The sequence below is a fragment of the Pseudoalteromonas qingdaonensis genome, from assembly GCF_038739665.1.
GTDB lineage: Bacteria > Pseudomonadota > Gammaproteobacteria > Enterobacterales > Alteromonadaceae > Pseudoalteromonas > Pseudoalteromonas qingdaonensis.
The window spans coordinates 67,483-88,151 of the sequence record NZ_JBCGCU010000005.1 but is presented as its reverse complement, the minus strand read 5'-3'; the positions used below and the strand labels follow the sequence as shown (position 1 = coordinate 88,151).

Sequence of the window (20,669 nt, the reverse complement as noted above, 5' to 3'; positions counted from 1 at the left end):
AAAAGTGCCTGCCTAGTAGGAAGTATTAGAGAATTGTCGGGCGTTTTCTTTGTTGTCGTTACGGCTAAGTAATTCCAACAAGTCTAAATAATGAAATTGGGCACTGCGGCTATCACCGGTAAACCAGGCAAACCAAGATTGTTCACCCTCTGGGTTGATGCAGTCTTGCGTTTTTTCGCCGTAAGCATTGGTATCACAAACGCATTGGCTATAAGTATCAGAGTTAAGCGATGAGCCAGATTGGATAGCAAAAGTGCCAACAATCATAGCAGTAGTTGCAACGCCTGCTAACAACGCATGTTTTTTCAGCACTAACAACATATCCTTCTCCGATCCATAAGTAGTTCCTAGAGCTTACGCAAAGTTGTTTAAAAAAACAACTGAACTTTTAAAAATAATCGAACTTTTCACTTTAAAAACAAGGGTGTAATGTTTCATTTATGTTAATGGCCAGACCTTAACTTTTTGTTTCTTAATAAGTCAGTGAAATCTAAGTAATCCTATGCAAAGGTAAACATATGCTAACAAAAATGGGGATTTTTCGTTAAAGTATAGGCCCCGTTCAAAGGAGCAGTATTATGAAAGACTACCTGATCGCGCCCTCGATCCTTTCCGCCGACTTTGCCCGTCTTGGTGAAGACGTAGAGCGAGTTATTTCCGCTGGTGCCGATGTGGTGCATTTTGATGTGATGGATAATCACTATGTGCCGAATTTGACGTTCGGTCCCATGGTGTGTAAAGCGCTTAGAGATTATGGCATCACAGCCCCCATAGATGTGCACCTGATGGTGAAGCCGGTCGACAGCCTGATCCCTGAATTTGCCAAGGCTGGTGCCAGCATTATTACCTTCCATCCGGAAGCCAGCGAGCATGTGGATCGTACCCTGGCGCTGATCAAGGAGCATGGCTGTCAGGCCGGTCTGGTATTTAACCCGGCGACGCCTTTGCATATTATTGAACATGTAATTGATAAGCTGGATGTGATCTTACTAATGTCGGTTAACCCTGGGTTTGGCGGTCAGAGCTTTATTCCGCACACCCTGGAAAAGCTTAAGCAGGTACGCGCTATAATCGATGCCAGTGGTCGTGATATTCGTCTTGAGGTCGACGGTGGTGTGAAGGTGGATAATATTGCCGAAGTGGCGGCCGCCGGTGCCGATATGTTTGTAGCTGGTTCCGCTATTTTTAGCCAACCCGACTATCAGCTAGTAATCGAGCAGATGCGCAGCGAACTCGCCAAGGTTGCCCAGTGAAATACCAGGCACTGATATTTGATCTTGATGGCACCCTGGTCGACAGTGTGCCGGATATGTACATAGCGGTGAACCTGATGCTCACCGATCTGGCTCGGCCGGTGATTTCTCACGCCATGGTCAGCCAGTTTGTCGGTAATGGCATAGAGCAGTTAGTGGTGCGTGCGCTTAGTGGTGATATGGAGCCCAATCCGCTGCTAACGGAGCAGGAAATCAGCCGTGCCAACGCGCTGTTTTGCCAGCATTATCTTGCGGTGTTAGGGCAATATTCGCAGCTTTACCCCCATGTTGAAACTGTATTGGCGGCCTTTGCGGCTACGCCCAAGGCGCTGGTAACCAACAAGGCCCGCCGCTTTACCGAGGCTTTATTGGCAAAGCTGGGTATTGCCAGTCATTTTCAGGTGATAGTGTGTGGTGATGACGGTGCGAAAAAACCTTCGCCCGAGCCTTTGTTAAAGGCTTGTCAGCAGTTAGGTGTTGAACCGGCACAAGCCTTAATGATCGGCGACTCGAAATCTGATCTTCTGGCGGCACAAGCGGCGGCCATGGATGCGCTGGCTTTGAGCGGCGGCTATCACCAGGGTGAGGATCTGCGCCAGTACAATCCAGAGTACCTCTGTGACCAATTCTTAGATATAATCACCGCCATTAATCGATAAGCAATAAAGGAACATCATGAGTAAACCAGTAGTGTTAAGCGGCATTCAGCCAACAGGTGGTATGACAATCGGCAATTATGTTGGCGCCATTAACCAGTGGCTTAGCTTACAAGAGCATCATGAAAGTTACTTTATGCTGGTTGACCTGCATGCCATCACCATTCGCCAGGAGCCGGAAGTATTGCGCTCGCGCGTGCTAGACGGTGTTGCTCTTTATGCGGCCTGTGGAATCGACCCGGAAAAAGCGGCATTATTCGTGCAATCTCAGGTGCCTGAGCATGCGCAACTGGCCTGGGTGTTGAACTGCTACGCGCAAATGGGCGAACTTAACCGCATGACACAGTTCAAGGATAAGTCGGCCAAGCACGCCAACAACGTCAATGTCGGCCTATTTGCCTATCCTGTGTTACAGGCTGCCGATATCCTTCTGTATCAGGCGGATCAGGTGCCGGTAGGTGAAGACCAAAAGCAACACCTGGAGCTAACCCGAGATATCGCCACGCGCTTTAACAACCTTTATGGTGAAGTGTTTAAGCTGCCAGAGCCTTATATTCCTGAGTTTGGTGCCCGGGTAATGAGCTTGCAGGACCCATTGAAGAAGATGTCCAAGTCGGATGAAAATCCAAATGGTTACATCATGCTTCTGGATGAGCCGAAGAAGATCGAGAAAAAGCTGAAAAAAGCGGTGACCGACTCTGACGAGCAGGCGCGTATTTACTTTGATCGCCAGGAAAAACCGGGCGTATCAAACTTGTTGACCTTACTGTCGGTAGCAACCAAGCGTTCTATCGATGACCTAGTACCTGAGTACGAAGACAAAATGTATGGTCACCTGAAAAAGGACACCGCTGATGCCGTGGTAGCCATGATTGAGCCGATTCAACAGCGCTTTAAAGAGATCCGTGCGGATCAGACCTTGCTGGATCAGATCATGCGCAGTGGCGCCGAGAAGGCCAGCGCGAAAGCCGCGCCTACACTGAAAGCCGTGTACGACGCCCTTGGCTTTATTCCACGTCCTTAAGCGTTAGGGCGGTAATAGACTAATCCAAAGCCAAGCATGTAAATGCTTGGCTTTTTAGTGGAAGATTCCATGTTATTAATGATCGACAACTACGACTCATTTACCTTTAACTTGGTGCAGTATTTCCAGCGTCTTGATCAGGAAGTTTTGGTTAAGCGCAACGATGAATTGACCTTGGCCGATATTCAAGCGCTGAAACCCGAACATATAGTGCTGTCGCCCGGACCATGCAGCCCCAATGAAGCGGGTATTTGCCTTGATCTGGTGCGTCGTTTTCAGGGCAGCATTCCGATTTTAGGTGTTTGTCTGGGGCATCAAACCATAGCCCAGGCCCTAGGCGCTCAAGTGGTGCGAGCCAAAGAGGTGATGCATGGTAAAACCTCTATAATACGTACCACACAGCAGGGCGTTTTTGCCGGATTAGACGAGCGCATTGAAGTGTGTCGTTATCACTCCCTGGTGGTGGCCCCGGAAACCTTACCAGCCGAGCTGCAAATTACTGCCTGGACTGAGAATGATCAGGGTGAGATGGATGAAATCATGGGTTTATTGCATACTAACAAGGCATTAGAAGGGATTCAGTTCCACCCGGAAGCCATTCTTACCGAGCACGGGTTGGCTATGTTAAAACACTTTATCGAGCGAAATTAACGACCAGATCATGGTAACTCAACAGCAGCAGGTTAGTCAGCGCATCGGCGCCTTAGAACGACGCGGCAATGATATATTGCTTGGGCATGCCTTTGCCCAGCAACAACTCGGCTTGAGTAAAACCTTGGATGGTCAAGCGGGTGAGCCCCTGTTGCAGCGCACCTTGCTGGCGGTGGAGCAAGCAGCCTTGGCGCAAAGACAAAAGGCCAGTACAAAACTGGAGTTGCTTCGCGCTAAGGTAAGTACCAACTTACACCTGTTGATAGAAGAAGAAATTGAGTCGCAACTTAACCGGCTAGACAACCTCTATACCGAGGTACTGGGTATAGAAGATGCGGCGATAGCGCTTATCGATCAGCTGGCCAGTAAGGGCGCTAGCATTAACCGTTTAGAGCCCTTGGTAAAACACCTGAACTGGTTTTCTCGGGAGTTGGTTACTTTGGTAAACCAGTCACCTCATCGCCAGGACGATAATGAGCGCGCGGTAAAAATTGATACCCCGGCGCTGGCGCTGCGCTATCTGGGGCTGGAAAAGCTGAAGTGGACCTTGCCTAAACTTGCCCTGCGCCACTGGCTTCCTCATAGCAGCGAACCCTTTCCCTTGCTTAAACGCAAACTAGGTGAAGCGGCCTTAGGCCGTGCCGCCTGCGCTGCTAAATTGGCAGAATTGGAGGGGCAGGACGTCTATGCCGCCCATGTTGGCGCCCTGTTTATGGAGCTGGGCAGGGTGGTGCTGACACGGCTTTATTTGCGTATCTTTCAGCAAATTTGGCAGCATCAGGTAAGTTTGGCCCATGGTGAAGGGAAAAAAGCCCTGCATGATGCGCTGATCACCATAGAGCCGGATCCCCTTTACCTGCGTAACCTGTTTTGTGAGCGTGCTCTCGAGGTCACCCGACGTCTAATTGAAAAAATGGGTCTGGAACATTTGAACCTGAACGCCGCTTTCGATGACATTGCCCTGGTGGAGCCACAGCAACTTAGCGGCGCAGCTAAAACTCTGGTGCAGGCCGATGGTTATTGTCAGATCCATTGGTTACAGCAACATCAATTACTTACGCTGGGTGAGCGGCAGTTATGGTATGCCTATCTTGGTCTTAAAAACTCGCAACTAACACATTTGGCGAGTGTCAATTTTGCTGCTTTAGCCCAGCAAATTGATGCAAAATAAGCCATAGCTGAAAATTTTTTGTAAATATTTTACGTATATTCATTCAAATACTATTCAGTATACGCTTTGATGGCGGCAACTCATGCCGTATGGTTTCTTCTCTAATCGCACTAAAATAGTTATTCACTCAAGGTGAAAATCTATCCTCAATGCCTGTATTTACGGGGTCTGCATAAAAGTTTTGCATGAGACTTTACGGGTTTTTTCTGAAATAATGCTGTTATTCATGTAGTGCTTTGTCCGTCGCCTTAATGGCGGATTTCATAGCCTGTTACGAGTGTTGCACTAGCTTTAAGGTTTCCAGCCTTTGGCTTGGTAGCCACTTTTAACACCAGACTCAATGAGGAAATAAAATGACAGTTAATCGCGCTTTATTTGATGAAGTAATGGTTCCTAACTACAACCCATCGGACGTGATCCCTGTACGCGGCGAAGGCGCCCGTGTATGGGACCAGCAAGGCCGTGAGTTTATCGACTTTGCCGGTGGTATTGCGGTTAACTGTTTGGGTCATTGTCACCCAGCGCTTGTTGCGGCATTAAAAGAGCAGGGCGAGAAAATTTGGCACCTGTCGAATATCTGGACCAATGAGCCGGCACTACGCCTGGCGAAGAAAATGACCGATGCTACTTTTGCCGATCAGGTTTATTTTGCTAACTCAGGTGCTGAAGCCAACGAAGCAGCACTAAAGCTTGCTCGTCGCTGGGCCCTAGATAACTTCGGTGCACAAAAATCAAAAATCATCGCCTTTAACCAAGGCTTCCACGGTCGTACCTTCTTCACCGTAACCGTGGGTGGCCAGGCCGCTTATTCGGACGGTTTCGGTCCTAAGCCGGGTGATATTGTGCACTGTGATTACAACGATCTGGAAGCATTCAAATCATTGATCGACGACAACACCTGTGCGGTTATGATGGAGCCATTGCAAGGCGAAGGTGGCATCATTGCCCCTGAAGTCGATTTTGTTAAAGGCGTACGTGAGCTGTGCGATAAGCACAATGCACTGCTTATTTTCGATGAAGTACAAACAGGTGTTGGCCGTACCGGTGAGCTTTATGCTTATCAGGGTCTGGGTGTAACGCCAGATATCATGAGCTCGGCTAAAGCCTTGGGTGGCGGTTTCCCTATCGGTGCCATGCTGACCACTAAAGAGATTGCCAAGCACCTTAAGCCGGGTACGCATGGTTCAACCTACGGCGGTAACCCGCTGGCGTGTGCGGTAGCCGAAGCGGCTTTCGACACTATCAATGATCCTGCGGTATTAGCTGGCGTTAAAGAAAAAGAAGTACTATTCAAGCAACTTTTGAATGACATCAATGCTAAGTACGATGTTTTCAGTGGTGTGCGTGGTCAAGGCCTGCTTATCGGTGCAGTAGTGAACGATAAGTTCAAGGGCCGTGCCCGTGAATTCCTGGTTGCCAGCATGGAACAAGGTTTGATGTCGCTTGTGGCCGGTGCCGATGTGGTACGTTTCACACCATCATTGGTGATCAGCGAAGAAGAGATTCGCGAAGGTATGGCACGCTTTGAAAAAGCGGTTGCCAGCCTGGTTTAAGCACTTCACCGCGGCGTTCTGTCTAATTATTAGAACGTCGGTCAATTTGAAGTTTGGCGCTGCATGGCGCGGCGCCAGGCTTGTTATGGTTTAACCTTTAGGGAGTAAGCGGATCTATGATGGTTCTTCGCCCAATCCGACAACAAGATTATCAAGAGCTGCTCGTTATCGCCGAGGAGTCGGGGCATGGTTTTACCTCGCTGCCACTGAATGAAGAGTTGTTGCAGAATAAGATCACCCGTTCTATTGAATCCTTCGCCAAGCCGACCGCAAAAGCCGGTGATGAAGGCTACTTGTTTGTTCTTGAAGATAGCGAAACCGGTGAAATTGCCGGTACCTGTGGCATTGAAGCTGCGGTGGGTTTAGATGATGCCTTTTATCACTACCACCTTTCCAAAGTGATCCACTCGTCACGCACCTTAGGTGTGTACAAGGCGGTTGATATTCTTACCCTGTGTAACGATTACACCGGCGCCACCGAACTTTGTACGCTGTTCCTGAAGGAAAAATATCGGCAAAAATTTAATGGCAAGTTACTGTCTAAGTCGCGTTTCTTGTTTATTAACCAGCACCGTGAGCGTTTTGCCGACACAGTGATCGCCGAAATGCGTGGTGTATCCGACGAGCAGGGCAGCAGTCCGTTTTGGCAGTGGCTTGAAGAGCACTTTTTCAGCATGGACTTCCCCACCGCGGATTACCTGACCGGCATAGGCCAGAAGGTGTTTATCGCTGAACTGATGCCGAAATACCCGATTTATGTCAACTTGTTGAGCAAAGAAGCGCAGCAGGTTGTGGGTCAGGTTCATACCAATACGCGTCCAGCCATTGAATTGCTTAAGAGCGAAGGCTTCACCTTTAACGGCTATGTCGATATTTTCGATGCCGGTCCTACAGTGGAAGCCAAGGTCGACAATATCCGCACCGTTATCAACAGTGGCCTGCGCACCGTAGTGATAGGTGAGAGCCAGGGCGACAACGCGGTGATGGTGGCCAATCAGAATATTGAAGATTACCGTGCCCTGGTGGTTGAGGTAGATCTAGATGGTGGCGATGACGCCGAAATTATTTTAACGCAAAGCACCGCCGATGCGCTCAAAGTACAGAGCGGCGACCAGGTGTGCGTGGCAGAATTATAAGGAGCCATATTTATGTCTCATCCAGCACAATTTATTAATGGTCAATGGCTTGCAGGCCAAGGCCATGCAGTTAGCTCGGTAAACCCAGCTAATAACGAACAGCTTTGGCAGGCCAACAGTGCCACCGCCGAGCAGGTAAACGATGCCGTTGTGGCGGCGCGTACAGCTTTTATCCCTTGGTCGGATAAAACCTTTGCCGAGCGTCTGGCTGTAGTTCAGGCCTTCGCCGAGCAGCTTAAGGCGAACAGCGAAGCAATGGCGGTAATTATCGCCCAGGAAACCGGTAAACCTTTATGGGAAACACGCACCGAAGCCGCCGCCATGGTGGGCAAGGTAGCGATTTCTGAAAAAGCGTATCAAGAGCGTACCGGCACGGTAGAAAATGCCATGCCAGTAGGTAAAGCGGTTATTCGTCACCGCGCCCACGGTGTAGTAGCTGTGTTTGGCCCTTATAACTTCCCAGGTCACCTGCCTAACGGTCATATAGTGCCGGCGCTTTTAGCGGGTAATACCGTGGTGTTTAAGCCTTCTGAGCTGACTCCGGCAGTAGCCGAGTTTACTTTGAAGCTATGGCAACAAGCGGGTCTGCCTGATGGTGTGCTTAACCTGGTTCAGGGTGAAGTTGAAACCGGTAAGGCTTTGGCCTCTCACCCGGGTATCGACGGTCTATTCTTTACTGGTTCATCACGTACAGGTCATATCCTGCATGAGCAGTTTGCTGGTCAGCCGGGCAAAATCCTGGCCTTGGAAATGGGCGGTAACAACCCGCTTATCGTTAAAGATGTTAGCGATATCAAGGCGGCGGTACATGATATTATCCAGTCGGCCTTTATTTCCAGCGGTCAGCGTTGTACTTGTGCACGTAAGCTGTTCTTGCCTGAAGGCGAGTTGGGTGATGCTATTTTGGCGCAACTGCTAACGGCCACTAAAAACATCAAGGTTGGCGACTATGATGCCGCCGAGCAGCCGTTTATGGGTTCTATGATCTCCGAAGCGGCAGCCAAGGGCATGGTAGCAGCGCAGCAACAGCTTGTTGAGCTAGGTGCTCAGCCATTGTTGGAGCTGACTCATACCGCAGGCACAGGTTTTGTTACTCCAGGTATTATTGAATGTACCTCGGTACAAAACTTCCCGGATGACGAGCACTTTGGCCCGCTGCTTAAGGTATTCCGCTACAGCGACTTCGATAGCGCCATCGCCAAAGCCAATGAAACCGCTTATGGTCTGTCTGCCGGCCTACTGGGTGATAACGAAGCGGACTATGAATACTTCCTGCGTCGTATTCGTGCCGGTATCGTCAACTGGAACCGTCCTATCACGGGTGCATCAAGTGCAGCGCCATTTGGTGGTATTGGCGCCTCTGGTAACCACAGAGCCAGCGCCTACTATGCCGCAGATTATTGCGCATACCCAGTTGCTTCGGTAGAGCTGGAGCAGTTGACTCTGCCGGACACGCTTAGCCCGGGCCTAAGCCTGGACTGATCAGGTCTTGTGGATAGAAAAAAGCAGCTTAGGCTGCTTTTTTGTCTTTTCGGGGAAGCTGGTTTTTGCTTGGGCTTTCTGGTTATACCAATTCTGTTAAGTATGTGATCAGATATAGCGCTGGATAAATGATATGATCACAAGGCGGAATTTTTCTTATGTAGTTATTCTACATTGAAAAATTTCAACACAGTGAGCATGATATTTAGCCCGCTAGAATGATTAGCTATTTAAGTGAATTGGTATTAATTTTAGGGCATTTTCAAAAATAATTTAGGTGGCCTATGGTGCTTGAGCAACCCGGGTATGATGAGCTGATCATGTACCTGACCCAGAATTTAGCCTTATTTGAAAAGCCCGGCCAGGTGGAAGCCAATGCTCCGAGCGTAATGGTCTTAATTGAAGATGTGATAGCCGAGCAGGTTATGATGCTTTGTCAGCAGCATAGTGAGCTAGACACCGAGCAGCGCGGACAAATAGTGCGAGAAGTTGATGGCATAGTCTATGACCTGCAGGAAGTGCTAAGTCGGGTTCTGAATCAAGCTGTGACTCGAGAGCAGCGCGCTTTTATCGATGAATTTGCCAGCTTGGTAAAAAACCTCTTCGATAATGCCATTGCCGCAGCGGCTCGATAGCCGCTTGTCCTGCACTAAGGCGTAATCACCGCAACGGGGATAAATGTCGGTTTGCATCATGGGTGTGCTGCTTTACAATCGCTGAGATTTTAATTTAAACAACGAGGTTTACATGCAAGCAAAGGTACAGTGGGTCGAAGGCGACACCTTTATCGGTACTTCTCATTCTGGCCATAATGTAGTGTTTGATACCGGCAGCGATCCTAAGGCGCCGTCGCCGATGGAAATGGTGTTGATGTCGGCAGGTGCATGTTCATCGGTGGACGTGGTAAGCATTCTGAAAAAGGCGCGCCAGCAGGTCAGTGGTGTGCAGGTGCAGCTAAGTGGTGAGCGCGCCGAGACAACTCCTCGCGTGTTTACTAAGATTAATTTGCACTTTATCGTTACCGGTACCGAGGTGAGCGAGAAGCATGTTGAGCGTGCCGTAGCTCTGTCCGCGGATAAATATTGCTCGGTGGCAATTATGCTGGAAAAGTCGGTGCAAATAACCCATAGTTTTGAAGTACAAGAAATCGTTTAAAAAGTGCTTTTTAAGGGAGCCAAATTGGGCTAAGATCCGCCCTCTTTTTTGAGTCCCTGAGTGACTTTTGTGACTAGGTTTGAGGTTGGTTTATAGTGAACAAGCCCTTTGATAAAATTAAGCTTCATGGTTTCAATAACTTAACCAAAAGCTTAAGTTTTAGTATTTACGATATTTGCTATGCGAAAACAGAGCAACAACGTAAAGAATACATCGAATATATTGATGAGCAATACAGTGCTGATCGTCTTACGGACATTCTTGGTGAAGTCGTTGACATTATTGGCGCCAATATCCTTAATGTTGCCCGTCAGGATTATGACCCTCAAGGGGCCAGTGTAACTATTCTGATCTCGGAAGAGCCGGTAGACGAACAGAGCTTTGACAGCGAAGAAACGCCGGGGCCATTACCCGAGTCTGTGGTTGCGCACTTGGATAAAAGCCATATTTGTGTGCACACCTACCCGGAGTCGCACCCACATGATGGTATTTGTACCTTCCGTGCCGATATCGAAGTATCAACCTGTGGCATTATTTCGCCACTAAAAGCGTTGAACTTCCTGATCCACTCGTTGGAATCGGACGTGGTAACTATCGACTATCGTGTGCGTGGTTTTACCCGTGACGTTAACGGTGTTAAGCATTATATCGACCATGCCATTAATTCTATTCAGAATTACATGACTGATGATACCAAAGAGCTGTATCAGATGATGGACGTGAATGTGTATCAGGAGAACCTGTTCCACACTAAGATGATGCTTAAGGAAACGGATTTAAATACTTACCTGTTCGGTGTTACCACCGATGAGCTTGAAGCAAGCGAGCAGGAAGAAATCCGTGAGCGTTTAAACCGCGAGATCCAAGAGATCTTCTACGGTCGCAACCTGCCAGAAGCTTAATCCTTTAAGCTTTATTAGCGCCGGCTAGATGGGTAAATCTGCTGGCGCTAAATGTTCTAAAGCCCGCTTTTTCACTAGCAGTTCTTTGATCAGCGGCGTTAATAACAACTCCATTGCCAAACCCATCTTACCGCCGGGCACCACAAGTGTGTTCATCCGCGACATAAAGCTGCCATCTATCATCTGCAAAAAGTACGGAAAGTCGACGCTGTCGATGCCACGAAAACGGATCACCACAAAACTCTCATCCAGCGATGGAATATCCTTGGCACTAAAAGGGTTGGAAGTATCCACAGTGGGCACGCGCTGAAAGTTGATATGAGTGCGCGAGAACTGCGGAGTGATATGGTTTACGTAATCATCCATGCTGCGCAGTATGGAGTCCATCACCGCCTCACGTGAATGGCCACGCTCCGAGGTATCGCGGATCAGCTTTTGTATCCACTCAAGGTTGATAATGGGTACCATGCCAATCAAGAGGTCGACATGCTTGGCCACATCATGCTCTTCGTCAACCACACCGCCGTGTAAGCCTTCGTAGAACATCAAATCTGTGCCGCTTTCTAAATCCTGCCAAGGTGTGAAGGTGCCCGGTAGTTGATTGTAGGGCACAGCCTCATCAAAGGTATGCAGATAACGACGCACCTTGCCGCTGCCGGTTTCGCCATAGTTGGAAAATAGCTTTTCGAGGGCGGCAAAGTCATTGGCTTCACGACCAAAATAACTGATATGTCGGCTCTGCTGCTCTGCTTCGCGTATTTTCTTATCCATCTCGGGGCGGGTATAGCGGTGGAAGCTATCGCCTTCGATAAAGGCGGCGTTGACGTCCAGGCTGCGGAAAATATGTTTAATGGCATTGGTGGTGGTGGTAGTACCTGCACCTGAAGAACCGGTAATCGCGACAATAGGATGTTTGGCCGACATAAGATTAATCGTTTGTTAACTCAAATACCCTTTATAAAGGGGCTTACATGTTAAATCAAGGCCGCGGTTTGCCCAAAATGGATTTCACGCTAGTATAGGGTGACGAAAACAAGAACGAAAACACTAATGAAATTAACGACTTTAAAGGCATTAAGCCTGCTGTGTATCAGCCCGCTGGCCTTGGCTCAGAGCCAAATCCTGCTGTTGCAACAAGATGAACAGGGACAGCCCGAAGTGCAGGCGGTAAGCGAGCGCGGAGCTTACAGCAATCAACCGGCGATAAGTAAGACTGGCGTCTACTACAGTTATGAAATAGGCACTGATAAGCAGGCGCAAAAGGAAATCTTCTTTTACGACTTCGCCACCCAGGGTCGCCGCAATATCAGTAATACCCCGGCTTACAGCGAATATTCGCCAACTCTGGTGCCAGCTTTAAATGCCTCGTCGGTCGTGGTGCTAGGTTTAAACGCCTTATCGGCCGTGGTAGTTGAACCCGATGGAGGGCAAAAGCTTTGGTCTTACCCTTTGGGTGAGTCGGCGCCAAGCACACGCATCCTGGATAACGGCCTGACCATAGGTTATCACGCTTGGGGAGCACGGCAGGACTTGCTGGTGTTTGCTCTTGGTGAGCCGCACAGCGCTAAATACTTTAATCTGGCCGAGCCGGAAAAAATTCATCATGTGGCTGATAATCCCGGGCGTGGCTTTAGCTATAACCCGGCGCTGGGCGTCTTTACCTTTACCCAGCAACAGGACCTGCAAAACTGGTTTAGCACTTTTGCCCCGGACACGAAAACCGTGACCCAGCTGTTTCGCTTGCCACAAGGAGTGCAGGACTATACCTGGGTGACGGATAAGAGCATAGCCTATGCCTACGGCGGGCGGGTGTATCAAAAGCAGTTGCAGAGCGCCAAAGCGGCTAGCCTGTGGCATGATTTAAGCGAATACTGCGCTGGAAATATCACCCGACTGAGCTATTTGCCCGAGGGCGATAAGCTGGCTTTTGTCTGTGAAGATAAGGCGCCCTAGCTGCGGGCGCAGAAGCGTTGCCAATGGCTATGGGCATTCACTATGCGTACCCCGCGGACAATCTTTTGCAGGGTGCGCAGATCGGCAAAATCATCCTCGGGGTAGTCTTTTAACCCCATCAGATAGTAAAAACCGGGTTTGCAGCCAAGCTGCATAGCGCTGATACGTATGCTTTGCTCAAAGTTAAGGCGCAAACTACTGAGCGCGGTTTTATGACCTTGTTGATCTACGGTTGGCAAATGACATTTTTGCATATACCCGGCGCGCTCGCCCTCACCAGAGAACCAAATACGGGCCTTTTCACTATAACGCCCTGATTTTGATGGTAAGTCGAATAATAAGCGGCTGTGCTGCTGGGTCTTGAGGAAATCCACATACTCGCTTAAGCCACAGGCAAACAAATGCGGGTGGATGGGGATTTTACGGGCTTTTATCTTGCCATGAGTGTGCAGGTGTAAAACCGGTATAGTGCTGTCGATATCGACATCACCCAGCTCTAAGGAAGCAAGTTCATCGCTAAAACCACCGCTGTAATAGGCCAGCAGCGGCAGCCAAAAATGCCAATGCTTGGGCTGCTCGCGTGCTTGCTTATCATCACCATAAACATACCCGGAAAACAGGGTATGTAACTCCATACTGGTAAAGGGCCGTCGGCCTAAATGGGTCTTCACTAGGTCTTAATCGGTTAGTGCGCTCACCAAGGACTTGGCCGACAGCTCGGTGCAGACCTGATCATCCCAGTTGATACCCACCATGACATTATCGTCGATTAACTGAGGAGCGAAGTCCTCAAGCATTTCATCAAGGGGCAATGAAAAAGGGCTAAATCCTTGCCAATCACCGGTGCATTGGGCCTGAGCCAGCTCTTGGCTGTGCCACATAAGCAATACATCCTGGTTGTCGTCATAGGCGGAGCTGACCGAGGCGATACCGCCGTCATCACTGCCTAGCAGCCAGATCTCTTTACTTTGTTGCACCTGGTCGCAAAATAGCTCCCACTGCGATTCAATTTCAATGTCGTCATGTGCCATGTTTAATTATCCCTGTCTTGGATCTGTTGCTTGTGCTTGTGGTGATGTTTGCTGGGCTTGCCAAAAAGCCATAAGTGCCGGGTAGGGCGTTACATCATGCAGCTCTCTAAATTGTAGCCAATCAAGCAGGCAAAACAGGCTGGCAACTACATAGCCATGCTTTATGGCCGCTACCTGTTGCTCCAGGGCCTTAAGGCACAGGGCGATACGCTGTTTTTGCAGGTCGAAAAATAAGTGCTCTTCATTGGTGTCAAAGCCGGAGCGCTGGCTTAACAGCAGTTCTATGGCCGAGTCATTGGCGGCATTGATAACCGTAAGTTGATTGCGCTCATCCCAGCTCATGGCTGGCAGTTTAAAGTGTGCACTTAGGTATTCATACACCACATTGGAGTCGTAAATAACCTGCTCGCCATGGACCAAAAAGGGAATTTTAGCCACAGGACTGTGAGCCAAAAGGAATTTTCTGCCCTCGGGCGAAAAAATATCAAGGTGTTGAAAAGAAACCGCTAGATTGTGTTGTTCACACCAGATGCGTAAGCGACGAGCGAAAGGAGACGTGTTGGAGCCATACAGTTGCATTGCCAAACCTGCCGTAAGCGTGAGTCTGTGTTTAAGAGCTCAAACATAACAGGCTTGGCGGTCAATGCAACTGAAATTTAAAGGAATTAATCGCTACGACTGGTAACCTCAAGAAGGTGATAGCCGAACTGGGTTTGCACTGGGCCCTGAACCACATTCAGCGGAGCCGAAAATACCACTTTATCGAATTCTGGCACCATCATACCCGGGCCAAATTCACCGAGGGCGCCGCCGTCTTGCGAACTTGGGCACATGGAATGCAATTTTGCTAATTCTGCAAAATCAGCGCCTTGCTCAATTTGTTCTTTCAGATCGAGACACAGGGCCTCGTTGTCTACCAGTATGTGACGCGCACTTGCTAATGTCATGTTTACTCTCCATATCTTCTTTATAATCAATGAGACAAGACTAGCCTGCTAGCCCTGAGTTAGCCACCGTAATTATGTGAAAGTTTAGTTTTTGTCATTGAGAGCTTGTTCAATTGCCTTGGTAAGCTCGCTCGACATTGGCTTGGTGCGGCTGTTAAAGCGTTGTACCTGCTGTCTATCCTTGCTCACCAGGTATTTGTAAAAGTTCCAATAGGGCGAGCTGGTTTTCTTGTTGAGGAATTGAAATACCGGATGGGCATCCGAGCCACGCACCGACACCGGGGCAAACATGGTGAAGGTCACGCCATAATTAATAAAGCAGACCTTGGCGGTGTCTTGCTCTTTATTTTCCTCCTGGAAAAAATCATCGGAAGGAAAACCCAAAATAACCAGCCCCTGATCTTTGTATTTTTGATGCAGCTGTTCGAGCTCTTTAAATTGGGGCGTAAAGCCGCAATTACTGGCGGTGTTAACTATCAGCAAGGGCGAGTCTTTAAACTGGCAAAGATTGATGCTTTGCTCGGAGCGCAGTTTGCGTATCTCGATATCGGTAAAGTCGCCGCATTCCTGGTTGTCACTGGCATAAGCCAGGCTCGTAGCCAATAAAAATAAGCTGGCGAGAAATAATTTAAACATGTTCGTTCTCGGAATATTGTTAGTTTTAATTTATAGGTTAGTATCGGCACATTAGATCACCCAGCTTGTGGCTGAAATATGTTTGTACCTGCACAGATTGAAGACTTACCCAGTATAGTCGCCATTTATAATCAAACCATCCCCAGTCGCATGGTGACCGCAGACACCGAGTTGGTGAGCGTCGAGTCGCGTCGACAGTGGTTTCTATCCCATAACGATAAACGCCCCATCTATGTCTGCAAAGACGGTGACAAGGTGGTGGGCTGGTTGAGCTTTAAATCCTTCTATGGTCGTCCTGCCTACGAGCAAACCGTGGAAGTTGCAATTTACCTGTGTGAATCGGTGCGCGGTCGCGGCTTAGGCAAACTAAGCCTGGCATTTGCCGAGCAGCAGGCGCATGGTTTGGGGGTGAGCAATTTACTGGCCTTTATATTCAGCCATAACACACCGAGCATGCAGTTGTTTAAACAGGCAGGGTTTAGCCAGTGGGGCGAATTGCCTAAGGTGGCGATTATGGATGGCCAGAGTTACAACCTGACCATCCTGGGGAAGTGTCTAGTCGACTAACTTCGCAAAAGGCGTGCCCATGCGGGTAACGGCTTCAGGCACTTGAGTGCTGATAAAGTCGGCCTGATCAGCACCCCAAGCCATTACTACGGTGGAGCCCAGTTTAAAGCGGCCCATTTCTTCACCTTTTTTCAGGTGCACGGCGCGGTCGCCTGTGCTTGGGTAATCCCAACTGAACACGTCTTTACCTGCTGGTGGTGTTACCGTGCCGGCCCAAATGGTTTCTATGCTGGCAACTATGGTGGCGCCGACCAAAACCATGGCAAGTGGGCCTATCTCGGTGTCGAATATGGCGACCACACGCTCGTTACGGGCAAACAGGTTAGGCACGTTTTGCGCCGTTAACGGGTTAACCGAGAATAAATCACCAGGCACGTAAATCATGCGTTTTAACGTACCATCGACGGGCATATGAATACGGTGGTAATCCTTGGGCGCCAGGTAGATGGTGGCAAATTTACCGCCCCAAAATGGCTCAGCGTCCGCAGCTTTACCGCCAAGCAGGGCTTCAAGGCTGTAGTAGTGGCCCTTGGCCTGCACTAATTGGCCGTCAAGGATGTCGCCAAGCTGGCTAATGGCACCGTCTACCGGGTGGGCGACTATGTTTGCATCTTCAGCCAGAGGGCGAATGCCCGGCTTAAGAGGACGGGTGAAGAACTCATTAAAGGTTTGATAATGCTCGGGAGCTTCATGCAATGCTTCGCTCATATCAATTTTATATTGTTTAATAAACAACTTGATAAGGGCAGTGGTTAGTTTACCCGCTTTGGCAGCGGCCAGTTTACCAACCAGGCGGGATACGCCGTGTTTTGGCAATGCATATTGAAAAGCAATTTTTACTTTATCTAAGTTCACTGTTTAATTCTCAAAATATTTTTACGAATGTTAGCTAAATCAAGGAGTAAAAACCATAGCCTAATAAACAGGCAAGGCGTTAGCAGCCGTTTCTTGCCGCCGCGGGTTAGCGCTCGGTTTACACTCTTGGGTTACGTGCCCCAGCACGACCATCTGCCATGGACTCGATAATTCTGTGGTAGTTGTCAAAACGAAACTCGGCAATATCACCATTTTCCACGGCTTCGCGTAATAAGCAGCCCGGATCATCCAGGTGTTTGCAGTCCCTGAACTTACAGCCGCCTAAGAACTGGCGAAACTCTTTAAAGCACCAGGCCACACGTTCGGGCTCTAAATGCCATAAACCGAATTCACGAATTCCCGGCGAGTCAATTAGATTACCGCCGCTGGGCAGGTGGTGTAGTCGCGATACCGTGGTGGTATGTTGCCCCAGACCGCTGTTGGAGGAGACTTCCTGAGTAAGGATCTCGGCATCCGGCAGCAGGGAGTTCACCAGGCTTGATTTACCAACGCCACTTTGACCCACGAAAATACTGTTTTTATCGACCAGCTCGGCTTTTAGGTTGTCCATGCCTTCACCGCTGTGGCTACTGACCAGATGAATGTCGTAGCCCAGTTCATGGTACTCGGCGAGTATTGCCATAAACATATCGCGGTCTTCATCTTCAAGCATGTCGACCTTATTCAACAGCAATACTGGGGCTATGCCCATGTCTTCGCAGGCAACGATATAACGGTCGATAATTTGCGTGCTGAACTCAGGCACCACGGCCGATACCATAAGGATCTGGTCGATGTTAGCGGCCACCACCTTAACGCCATCATAAAAGTCCGGTCGGGTAAGCTGAGAGCGACGCTCTTCAACCAGCTCCACCACGCCGGCAATATCGCCGTCGCTGACGTTGGCGCGGCGAAACAGCACCTCATCGCCACAGACCAAACTGGTTACCGTGCGGCGAATATTACAGCGAAGTACGTCGCCGTCAGGCGTTTCTATATCGGCATGTTGGCCAAAACGACTGACCACAACCCCGGGCTCTTGAGCGCCGAGGTTATCGCTATCGAATTCGCTGGTTTGGGTGTCGGCTGAGCTTTCTTTAGCGCGTTGTAAGCGCTTTTGATGATTGGCTCGAATGCGTCGAGCCTGGCCTTTGGACAGTTTTTGCTTTTTTGCCACGCGGTCTCTGTACTTAGCTGGGCTAAACCTTTTTAAAAAAGCTTTAGCTCTATGAATTAAGCTAATATGATATATCTTATTGCGTTAAACCGAAAGTAAAGCAGGGTTAGGTGAGTATGGCTGTAAATGATAAAAATTTAGTGTGGTTGGATTTGGAAATGACAGGGTTGGACCCAGAGCATGATCGTATCCTGGAAATTGCCACCATAGTCACCGACAGCGAACTCAATATCCTGGCCCAGGGCCCGGTTATCGCTATAAAGCAAAGTGATGAGTTGCTTGATGGTATGGACCAGTGGTGCACCAACCAACATGGTAAGTCGGGATTGACCGCTCGCTGCAAGGCCAGTGAGGTGACTGAGCAAGAGGCCATGGCAGAAACCCTGGCATTTCTTGAGCAGTGGGTACCCAAAGGAGCTTCACCCTTGTGTGGTAATTCCATCGGTCAGGACCGCCGCTTTCTTGTGCGCTATATGCCCGAGCTTGATAATTACTTCCATTACCGCAGCATTGATGTCAGCACCATCAAAGAGTTGGCGCGACGCTGGCAACCGGAAGTGCTTGATAAGGTAAAGAAGCAGGGATCACACCTGGCACTGGATGATATCAAGGACTCGATCATGGAATTGCAGGTTTATCGTACAGAAATCTTCAAAATTTAAAAAAATCCCAAAAAAGGGCTTGCAAAGAAGGGGCAATCTTGTAGAATCCTGCCCCGCTTAAGACGAACAGCTTTGTTCATTATTTAAGCCCTTGTGAAGCAGTTTTATTTAACTGCAGACCTATGAAGCGGCACTAGCTCAGCTGGTAGAGCGCGACCTTGCCAAGGTCGAGGTCACGAGTTCGAACCTCGTGTGCCGCTCCAATTTACTAACCTCTTGTCTCGGTAGTTAGTAAAAACCTTAGAGACCTATGAAGCGGCACTAGCTCAGCTGCTAAAACGTTAGACGCAACCTGTTGCGCTCCAGCGGGAATTTATGAGCATTTTATAGAGCGGCACTAGCTCAGCTGGTAGAGCGCAACCTTGCCAAGGTTGAGGTCACGAGTTCGAACCTCGTGTGCCGCTCCAATTTACTAACCTCTTATCTCGGTAGTTAGTAAGAACCCTAGAGATTTATTTAAGCAGTTTTATTTTTACTGCTGACCTTATGAAGCGGCACTAGCTCAGCTGGTAGAGCGCAACCTTGCCAAGGTTGAGGTCACGAGTTCGAACCTCGTGTGCCGCTCCAATTTTCCCCATTAAATAAAAATTCCCTCTTTTTCTCAGCAAAAATTTACCAATGCCTTATCGTGCGTGGTATTTATGACTTCGAATCCTTGATTGCTCGTCCTAACTGGATGTCCCGAACTAAGCATCCCGAACTAAGCCTTTTTCCACGGCGCGAACAAGTCGCTGAGTTTTCTTTTGTGTGCTAATTACCTTGATCTCTATGGCTTGCGCTTTTCGTTGCTGTTGCGCTAATGCCCAGTGGATATGCTCGCCGACCAAATCATCGACTTCATCTAGCTGCTCCTCAAGGGCTTGCACTATGGCTTGATCATAAGGGGCGTTACCCAGAGCCACGGCAATATTGCGTAGCCAGCGTTGATGGCCGATGCGGCGTATCGGGCTGCCTTCGGTATTCTTTAAAAAGGTCGCTTCGTCCCAGGCAAAAAGGTCAAGCAGACTTTTGTCACGTAATTGTGCCCGGGCATGAAAGTCTTGCTCGGCGGTGATTTGGCCATAGCGATTCCAGGGGCAGATCAGTTGGCAATCATCACAGCCATAAATACGGTTGCCCATGGCCTGACGGTACTGCTCGGGGATAGCGCCTTTAAGCTCTATGGTCAGGTAGGAAATACATTTGCGGGCATCGACCACAAAGGGTTCCACTATGGCGCCGGTAGGGCACATGGTCATGCAGGCCACGCAGTTACCACAGTCCCCTTGGCTGGCGATGCGCTCGGTGGGGTCATCCACCGGCAGGGGAATATCGACAAACAATTCACCCAAGAAGAACCAGGAGCCAGCCTGCTTATCGATAATTAAGCTGTGTTTGCCGGTAAAACCAAGCCCGGCCTTGGCGGCCAGCTGGCGCTCTAATACAGGAGCAGAGTCGACAAAGGGGCGAAAGCCAAGACTTTCTACCTGCTCGCTGATGCGCTCTCCTAGTTTCTTAATGCGGTTGCGCATAAGCTTATGGTAATCGCGTCCCAGGGCGTAGCGGCTAATATAAGCCAGATTTGGGTCTTTCAAGGTTTTGGCAAAGCCTGCATCAGGGGGCAGATAGTGCATTTTCAGGGAGATCACCCGCTGCGTGCCCGGTACCAGCTCGTCCGGGCGGGAGCGTTTGGTGCCATGCTCGGCCATAAAGTTCATTTCGCCGTGATATCCTAAATCGAGCCAGCGTTGCAGCTGAGCTTCATGCTGGCGCAAATCGATATCGCAGATCGCCGCGTCGGCAAAACCCAGTTCGCTTGCCCATTGCTTAATTTGCTGGGCTAGTTCAGGATAATTGATAGTGTCTTGAGGCAAAAGTA

Annotated in this window: 24 protein-coding genes and 3 tRNA genes; 17 read left to right on the top strand and 10 right to left on the bottom strand. The window is 49.2% G+C overall.

Annotation, left to right across the window (positions count from 1 at the left end):
* Nucleotides 1–12: 12 nt before the first annotated feature.
* Nucleotides 13–321 (bottom strand): hypothetical protein, encoded by a 309-nt coding sequence (locus WCN91_RS06225; protein WP_342677336.1) that lies wholly within the window; start codon nucleotides 319–321, stop codon nucleotides 13–15.
* Nucleotides 322–578: 257 nt separating this feature from the next.
* Between WCN91_RS06225 and rpe the strand changes: the two genes are divergently transcribed.
* The 11 genes from rpe (at nucleotide 579) to speD (ending at nucleotide 10,983) form a co-directional block, all read left to right on the top strand.
* Nucleotides 579–1,253 carry a ribulose-phosphate 3-epimerase gene (rpe, locus tag WCN91_RS06220; RefSeq protein ID WP_342677334.1) on the top strand — a complete coding sequence of 225 codons (675 nt, stop codon included), beginning with the start codon at nucleotides 579–581 and terminating at the stop codon, nucleotides 1,251–1,253.
* Complete coding sequence (locus tag WCN91_RS06215) at nucleotides 1,250–1,912, top strand: HAD-IA family hydrolase (protein WP_342677333.1); 663 nt, start codon at nucleotides 1,250–1,252, stop codon at nucleotides 1,910–1,912. The genes rpe and WCN91_RS06215 overlap by 4 nt, the downstream gene beginning before the upstream one ends.
* A gap of 16 nt (nucleotides 1,913–1,928) precedes the next feature.
* Nucleotides 1,929–2,933: a tryptophan--tRNA ligase gene (gene trpS / locus WCN91_RS06210; protein ID WP_342677332.1), complete on the top strand. Its 1,005-nt coding sequence runs from the start codon at nucleotides 1,929–1,931 to the stop codon at nucleotides 2,931–2,933.
* Between the two features lie 69 nt (nucleotides 2,934–3,002).
* Entirely contained in the window at nucleotides 3,003–3,584 is a 582-nt protein-coding gene (locus WCN91_RS06205; protein WP_342677330.1) for an anthranilate synthase component II, read from the top strand.
* Between the two features lie 10 nt (nucleotides 3,585–3,594).
* Nucleotides 3,595–4,755 (top strand): HDOD domain-containing protein, encoded by a 1,161-nt coding sequence (locus tag WCN91_RS06200; RefSeq protein WP_342677328.1) that lies wholly within the window; start codon nucleotides 3,595–3,597, stop codon nucleotides 4,753–4,755.
* A gap of 353 nt (nucleotides 4,756–5,108) precedes the next feature.
* Nucleotides 5,109–6,308 (top strand): aspartate aminotransferase family protein, encoded by a 1,200-nt coding sequence (locus tag WCN91_RS06195; protein WP_342677326.1) that lies wholly within the window; start codon nucleotides 5,109–5,111, stop codon nucleotides 6,306–6,308.
* Nucleotides 6,309–6,424: 116 nt separating this feature from the next.
* On the top strand, nucleotides 6,425–7,444 hold the full coding sequence (astA, locus tag WCN91_RS06190; RefSeq protein WP_342677324.1) for an arginine N-succinyltransferase: 1,020 nt from the start codon (nucleotides 6,425–6,427) through the stop codon (nucleotides 7,442–7,444).
* Between the two features lie 12 nt (nucleotides 7,445–7,456).
* A complete protein-coding gene (gene astD / locus WCN91_RS06185) occupies nucleotides 7,457–8,926 on the top strand; it encodes a succinylglutamate-semialdehyde dehydrogenase (protein WP_342677322.1) in 1,470 nt (489 codons plus the stop codon).
* A 284-nt stretch (nucleotides 8,927–9,210) separates the two neighbouring features.
* Complete coding sequence (locus WCN91_RS06180; RefSeq protein ID WP_342677320.1) at nucleotides 9,211–9,561, top strand: DUF3802 family protein; 351 nt, start codon at nucleotides 9,211–9,213, stop codon at nucleotides 9,559–9,561.
* 112 nt (nucleotides 9,562–9,673) lie between these two features.
* Nucleotides 9,674–10,081 (top strand): OsmC family protein, encoded by a 408-nt coding sequence (locus WCN91_RS06175; RefSeq protein WP_342677318.1) that lies wholly within the window; start codon nucleotides 9,674–9,676, stop codon nucleotides 10,079–10,081.
* Between the two features lie 95 nt (nucleotides 10,082–10,176).
* A complete protein-coding gene (gene speD / locus WCN91_RS06170; RefSeq protein ID WP_342677316.1) occupies nucleotides 10,177–10,983 on the top strand; it encodes an adenosylmethionine decarboxylase in 807 nt (268 codons plus the stop codon).
* 24 nt (nucleotides 10,984–11,007) lie between these two features.
* Here the strand turns inward: speD and WCN91_RS06165 are convergent, their stop codons facing one another.
* Nucleotides 11,008–11,907, bottom strand: coding sequence for a phosphoribulokinase (locus WCN91_RS06165; RefSeq protein WP_105265525.1), 900 nt, complete (start codon nucleotides 11,905–11,907; stop codon nucleotides 11,008–11,010).
* Nucleotides 11,908–12,033: 126 nt separating this feature from the next.
* Between WCN91_RS06165 and WCN91_RS06160 the strand changes: the two genes are divergently transcribed.
* Complete coding sequence (locus WCN91_RS06160) at nucleotides 12,034–12,936, top strand: hypothetical protein (RefSeq protein ID WP_342677313.1); 903 nt, start codon at nucleotides 12,034–12,036, stop codon at nucleotides 12,934–12,936.
* On the opposite strand, the gene WCN91_RS06155 is transcribed toward WCN91_RS06160, so the two are convergent.
* From WCN91_RS06155 to WCN91_RS06135, 5 genes are all read right to left on the bottom strand, one after another.
* Entirely contained in the window at nucleotides 12,933–13,607 is a 675-nt protein-coding gene (locus WCN91_RS06155; RefSeq protein WP_342677311.1) for a site-specific integrase, read from the bottom strand. The genes WCN91_RS06160 and WCN91_RS06155 overlap by 4 nt on opposite strands.
* A gap of 6 nt (nucleotides 13,608–13,613) precedes the next feature.
* The gene (locus WCN91_RS06150) at nucleotides 13,614–13,967 is read right to left on the bottom strand and encodes a DUF2750 domain-containing protein (protein ID WP_342677309.1); all 354 of its coding nucleotides are present in this window, start codon (nucleotides 13,965–13,967) and stop codon (nucleotides 13,614–13,616) included.
* Nucleotides 13,968–13,973: 6 nt separating this feature from the next.
* Nucleotides 13,974–14,546 (bottom strand): glutathione S-transferase family protein, encoded by a 573-nt coding sequence (locus WCN91_RS06145; protein WP_342677307.1) that lies wholly within the window; start codon nucleotides 14,544–14,546, stop codon nucleotides 13,974–13,976.
* 86 nt (nucleotides 14,547–14,632) lie between these two features.
* Nucleotides 14,633–14,914, bottom strand: a complete 282-nt coding sequence (locus WCN91_RS06140) for a peptidylprolyl isomerase (protein WP_105200087.1) — start codon at nucleotides 14,912–14,914, stop codon at nucleotides 14,633–14,635.
* A gap of 84 nt (nucleotides 14,915–14,998) precedes the next feature.
* Nucleotides 14,999–15,550 carry a glutathione peroxidase gene (locus WCN91_RS06135; RefSeq protein WP_342677305.1) on the bottom strand — a complete coding sequence of 184 codons (552 nt, stop codon included), beginning with the start codon at nucleotides 15,548–15,550 and terminating at the stop codon, nucleotides 14,999–15,001.
* Between the two features lie 78 nt (nucleotides 15,551–15,628).
* On the opposite strand from WCN91_RS06135, the gene WCN91_RS06130 reads away from it, so the two are divergent.
* A complete protein-coding gene (locus WCN91_RS06130) occupies nucleotides 15,629–16,117 on the top strand; it encodes a GNAT family N-acetyltransferase (protein ID WP_342677303.1) in 489 nt (162 codons plus the stop codon).
* Here WCN91_RS06130 and asd read toward each other — a convergent pair.
* Together asd and rsgA are read right to left on the bottom strand one after the other, a co-directional pair.
* A complete protein-coding gene (gene asd / locus WCN91_RS06125) occupies nucleotides 16,106–16,972 on the bottom strand; it encodes an archaetidylserine decarboxylase (RefSeq protein WP_342677301.1) in 867 nt (288 codons plus the stop codon). The two genes, WCN91_RS06130 and asd, sit on opposite strands and share 12 nt — an antisense overlap.
* A gap of 118 nt (nucleotides 16,973–17,090) precedes the next feature.
* Nucleotides 17,091–18,149 carry a small ribosomal subunit biogenesis GTPase RsgA gene (gene rsgA / locus WCN91_RS06120; RefSeq protein ID WP_342677299.1) on the bottom strand — a complete coding sequence of 353 codons (1,059 nt, stop codon included), beginning with the start codon at nucleotides 18,147–18,149 and terminating at the stop codon, nucleotides 17,091–17,093.
* A 116-nt stretch (nucleotides 18,150–18,265) separates the two neighbouring features.
* Between rsgA and orn the strand changes: the two genes are divergently transcribed.
* The 4 genes from orn (at nucleotide 18,266) to WCN91_RS06100 (ending at nucleotide 19,378) form a co-directional block, all read left to right on the top strand.
* Nucleotides 18,266–18,811 (top strand): oligoribonuclease, encoded by a 546-nt coding sequence (gene orn / locus WCN91_RS06115; RefSeq protein WP_342677297.1) that lies wholly within the window; start codon nucleotides 18,266–18,268, stop codon nucleotides 18,809–18,811.
* Nucleotides 18,812–18,938: 127 nt separating this feature from the next.
* Nucleotides 18,939–19,014 (top strand) — tRNA-Gly (locus WCN91_RS06110).
* 128 nt (nucleotides 19,015–19,142) lie between these two features.
* Nucleotides 19,143–19,218: transfer RNA gene (locus WCN91_RS06105), tRNA-Gly, on the top strand.
* Between the two features lie 84 nt (nucleotides 19,219–19,302).
* Nucleotides 19,303–19,378 (top strand) — tRNA-Gly (locus tag WCN91_RS06100).
* A gap of 119 nt (nucleotides 19,379–19,497) precedes the next feature.
* Here the strand turns inward: WCN91_RS06100 and queG are convergent.
* Nucleotides 19,498–20,664: a tRNA epoxyqueuosine(34) reductase QueG gene (gene queG / locus WCN91_RS06095; protein ID WP_342677296.1), complete on the bottom strand. Its 1,167-nt coding sequence runs from the start codon at nucleotides 20,662–20,664 to the stop codon at nucleotides 19,498–19,500.
* Nucleotides 20,665–20,669: the final 5 nt, after the last annotated feature.

What these genes read in the sequence shown, in the direction of transcription:
- rpe (WP_342677334.1), top strand. Translation starts at nt 579, where the DNA reads ATGAAAGACTACCTGATCGCGCCCTCGATCCTTTCCGCCGACTTTGCC.
- WCN91_RS06200 (WP_342677328.1), top strand. Translation starts at nt 3,595, where the DNA reads ATGGTAACTCAACAGCAGCAGGTTAGTCAGCGCATCGGCGCCTTAGAA.
- WCN91_RS06145 (WP_342677307.1), bottom strand. Translation starts at nt 14,546, where the DNA reads ATGCAACTGTATGGCTCCAACACGTCTCCTTTCGCTCGTCGCTTACGC.
- astA (WP_342677324.1), top strand. Translation starts at nt 6,425, where the DNA reads ATGATGGTTCTTCGCCCAATCCGACAACAAGATTATCAAGAGCTGCTC.
- WCN91_RS06140 (WP_105200087.1), bottom strand. Translation starts at nt 14,914, where the DNA reads ATGACATTAGCAAGTGCGCGTCACATACTGGTAGACAACGAGGCCCTG.
- WCN91_RS06135 (WP_342677305.1), bottom strand. Translation starts at nt 15,550, where the DNA reads ATGTTTAAATTATTTCTCGCCAGCTTATTTTTATTGGCTACGAGCCTG.
- orn (WP_342677297.1), top strand. Translation starts at nt 18,266, where the DNA reads ATGGCTGTAAATGATAAAAATTTAGTGTGGTTGGATTTGGAAATGACA.
- WCN91_RS06160 (WP_342677313.1), top strand. Translation starts at nt 12,034, where the DNA reads ATGAAATTAACGACTTTAAAGGCATTAAGCCTGCTGTGTATCAGCCCG.
- WCN91_RS06195 (WP_342677326.1), top strand. Translation starts at nt 5,109, where the DNA reads ATGACAGTTAATCGCGCTTTATTTGATGAAGTAATGGTTCCTAACTAC.
- astD (WP_342677322.1), top strand. Translation starts at nt 7,457, where the DNA reads ATGTCTCATCCAGCACAATTTATTAATGGTCAATGGCTTGCAGGCCAA.
- WCN91_RS06165 (WP_105265525.1), bottom strand. Translation starts at nt 11,907, where the DNA reads ATGTCGGCCAAACATCCTATTGTCGCGATTACCGGTTCTTCAGGTGCA.
- WCN91_RS06130 (WP_342677303.1), top strand. Translation starts at nt 15,629, where the DNA reads ATGTTTGTACCTGCACAGATTGAAGACTTACCCAGTATAGTCGCCATT.
- WCN91_RS06225 (WP_342677336.1), bottom strand. Translation starts at nt 321, where the DNA reads ATGTTGTTAGTGCTGAAAAAACATGCGTTGTTAGCAGGCGTTGCAACT.
- WCN91_RS06180 (WP_342677320.1), top strand. Translation starts at nt 9,211, where the DNA reads ATGGTGCTTGAGCAACCCGGGTATGATGAGCTGATCATGTACCTGACC.
- WCN91_RS06150 (WP_342677309.1), bottom strand. Translation starts at nt 13,967, where the DNA reads ATGGCACATGACGACATTGAAATTGAATCGCAGTGGGAGCTATTTTGC.
- WCN91_RS06205 (WP_342677330.1), top strand. Translation starts at nt 3,003, where the DNA reads ATGTTATTAATGATCGACAACTACGACTCATTTACCTTTAACTTGGTG.
- trpS (WP_342677332.1), top strand. Translation starts at nt 1,929, where the DNA reads ATGAGTAAACCAGTAGTGTTAAGCGGCATTCAGCCAACAGGTGGTATG.
- WCN91_RS06175 (WP_342677318.1), top strand. Translation starts at nt 9,674, where the DNA reads ATGCAAGCAAAGGTACAGTGGGTCGAAGGCGACACCTTTATCGGTACT.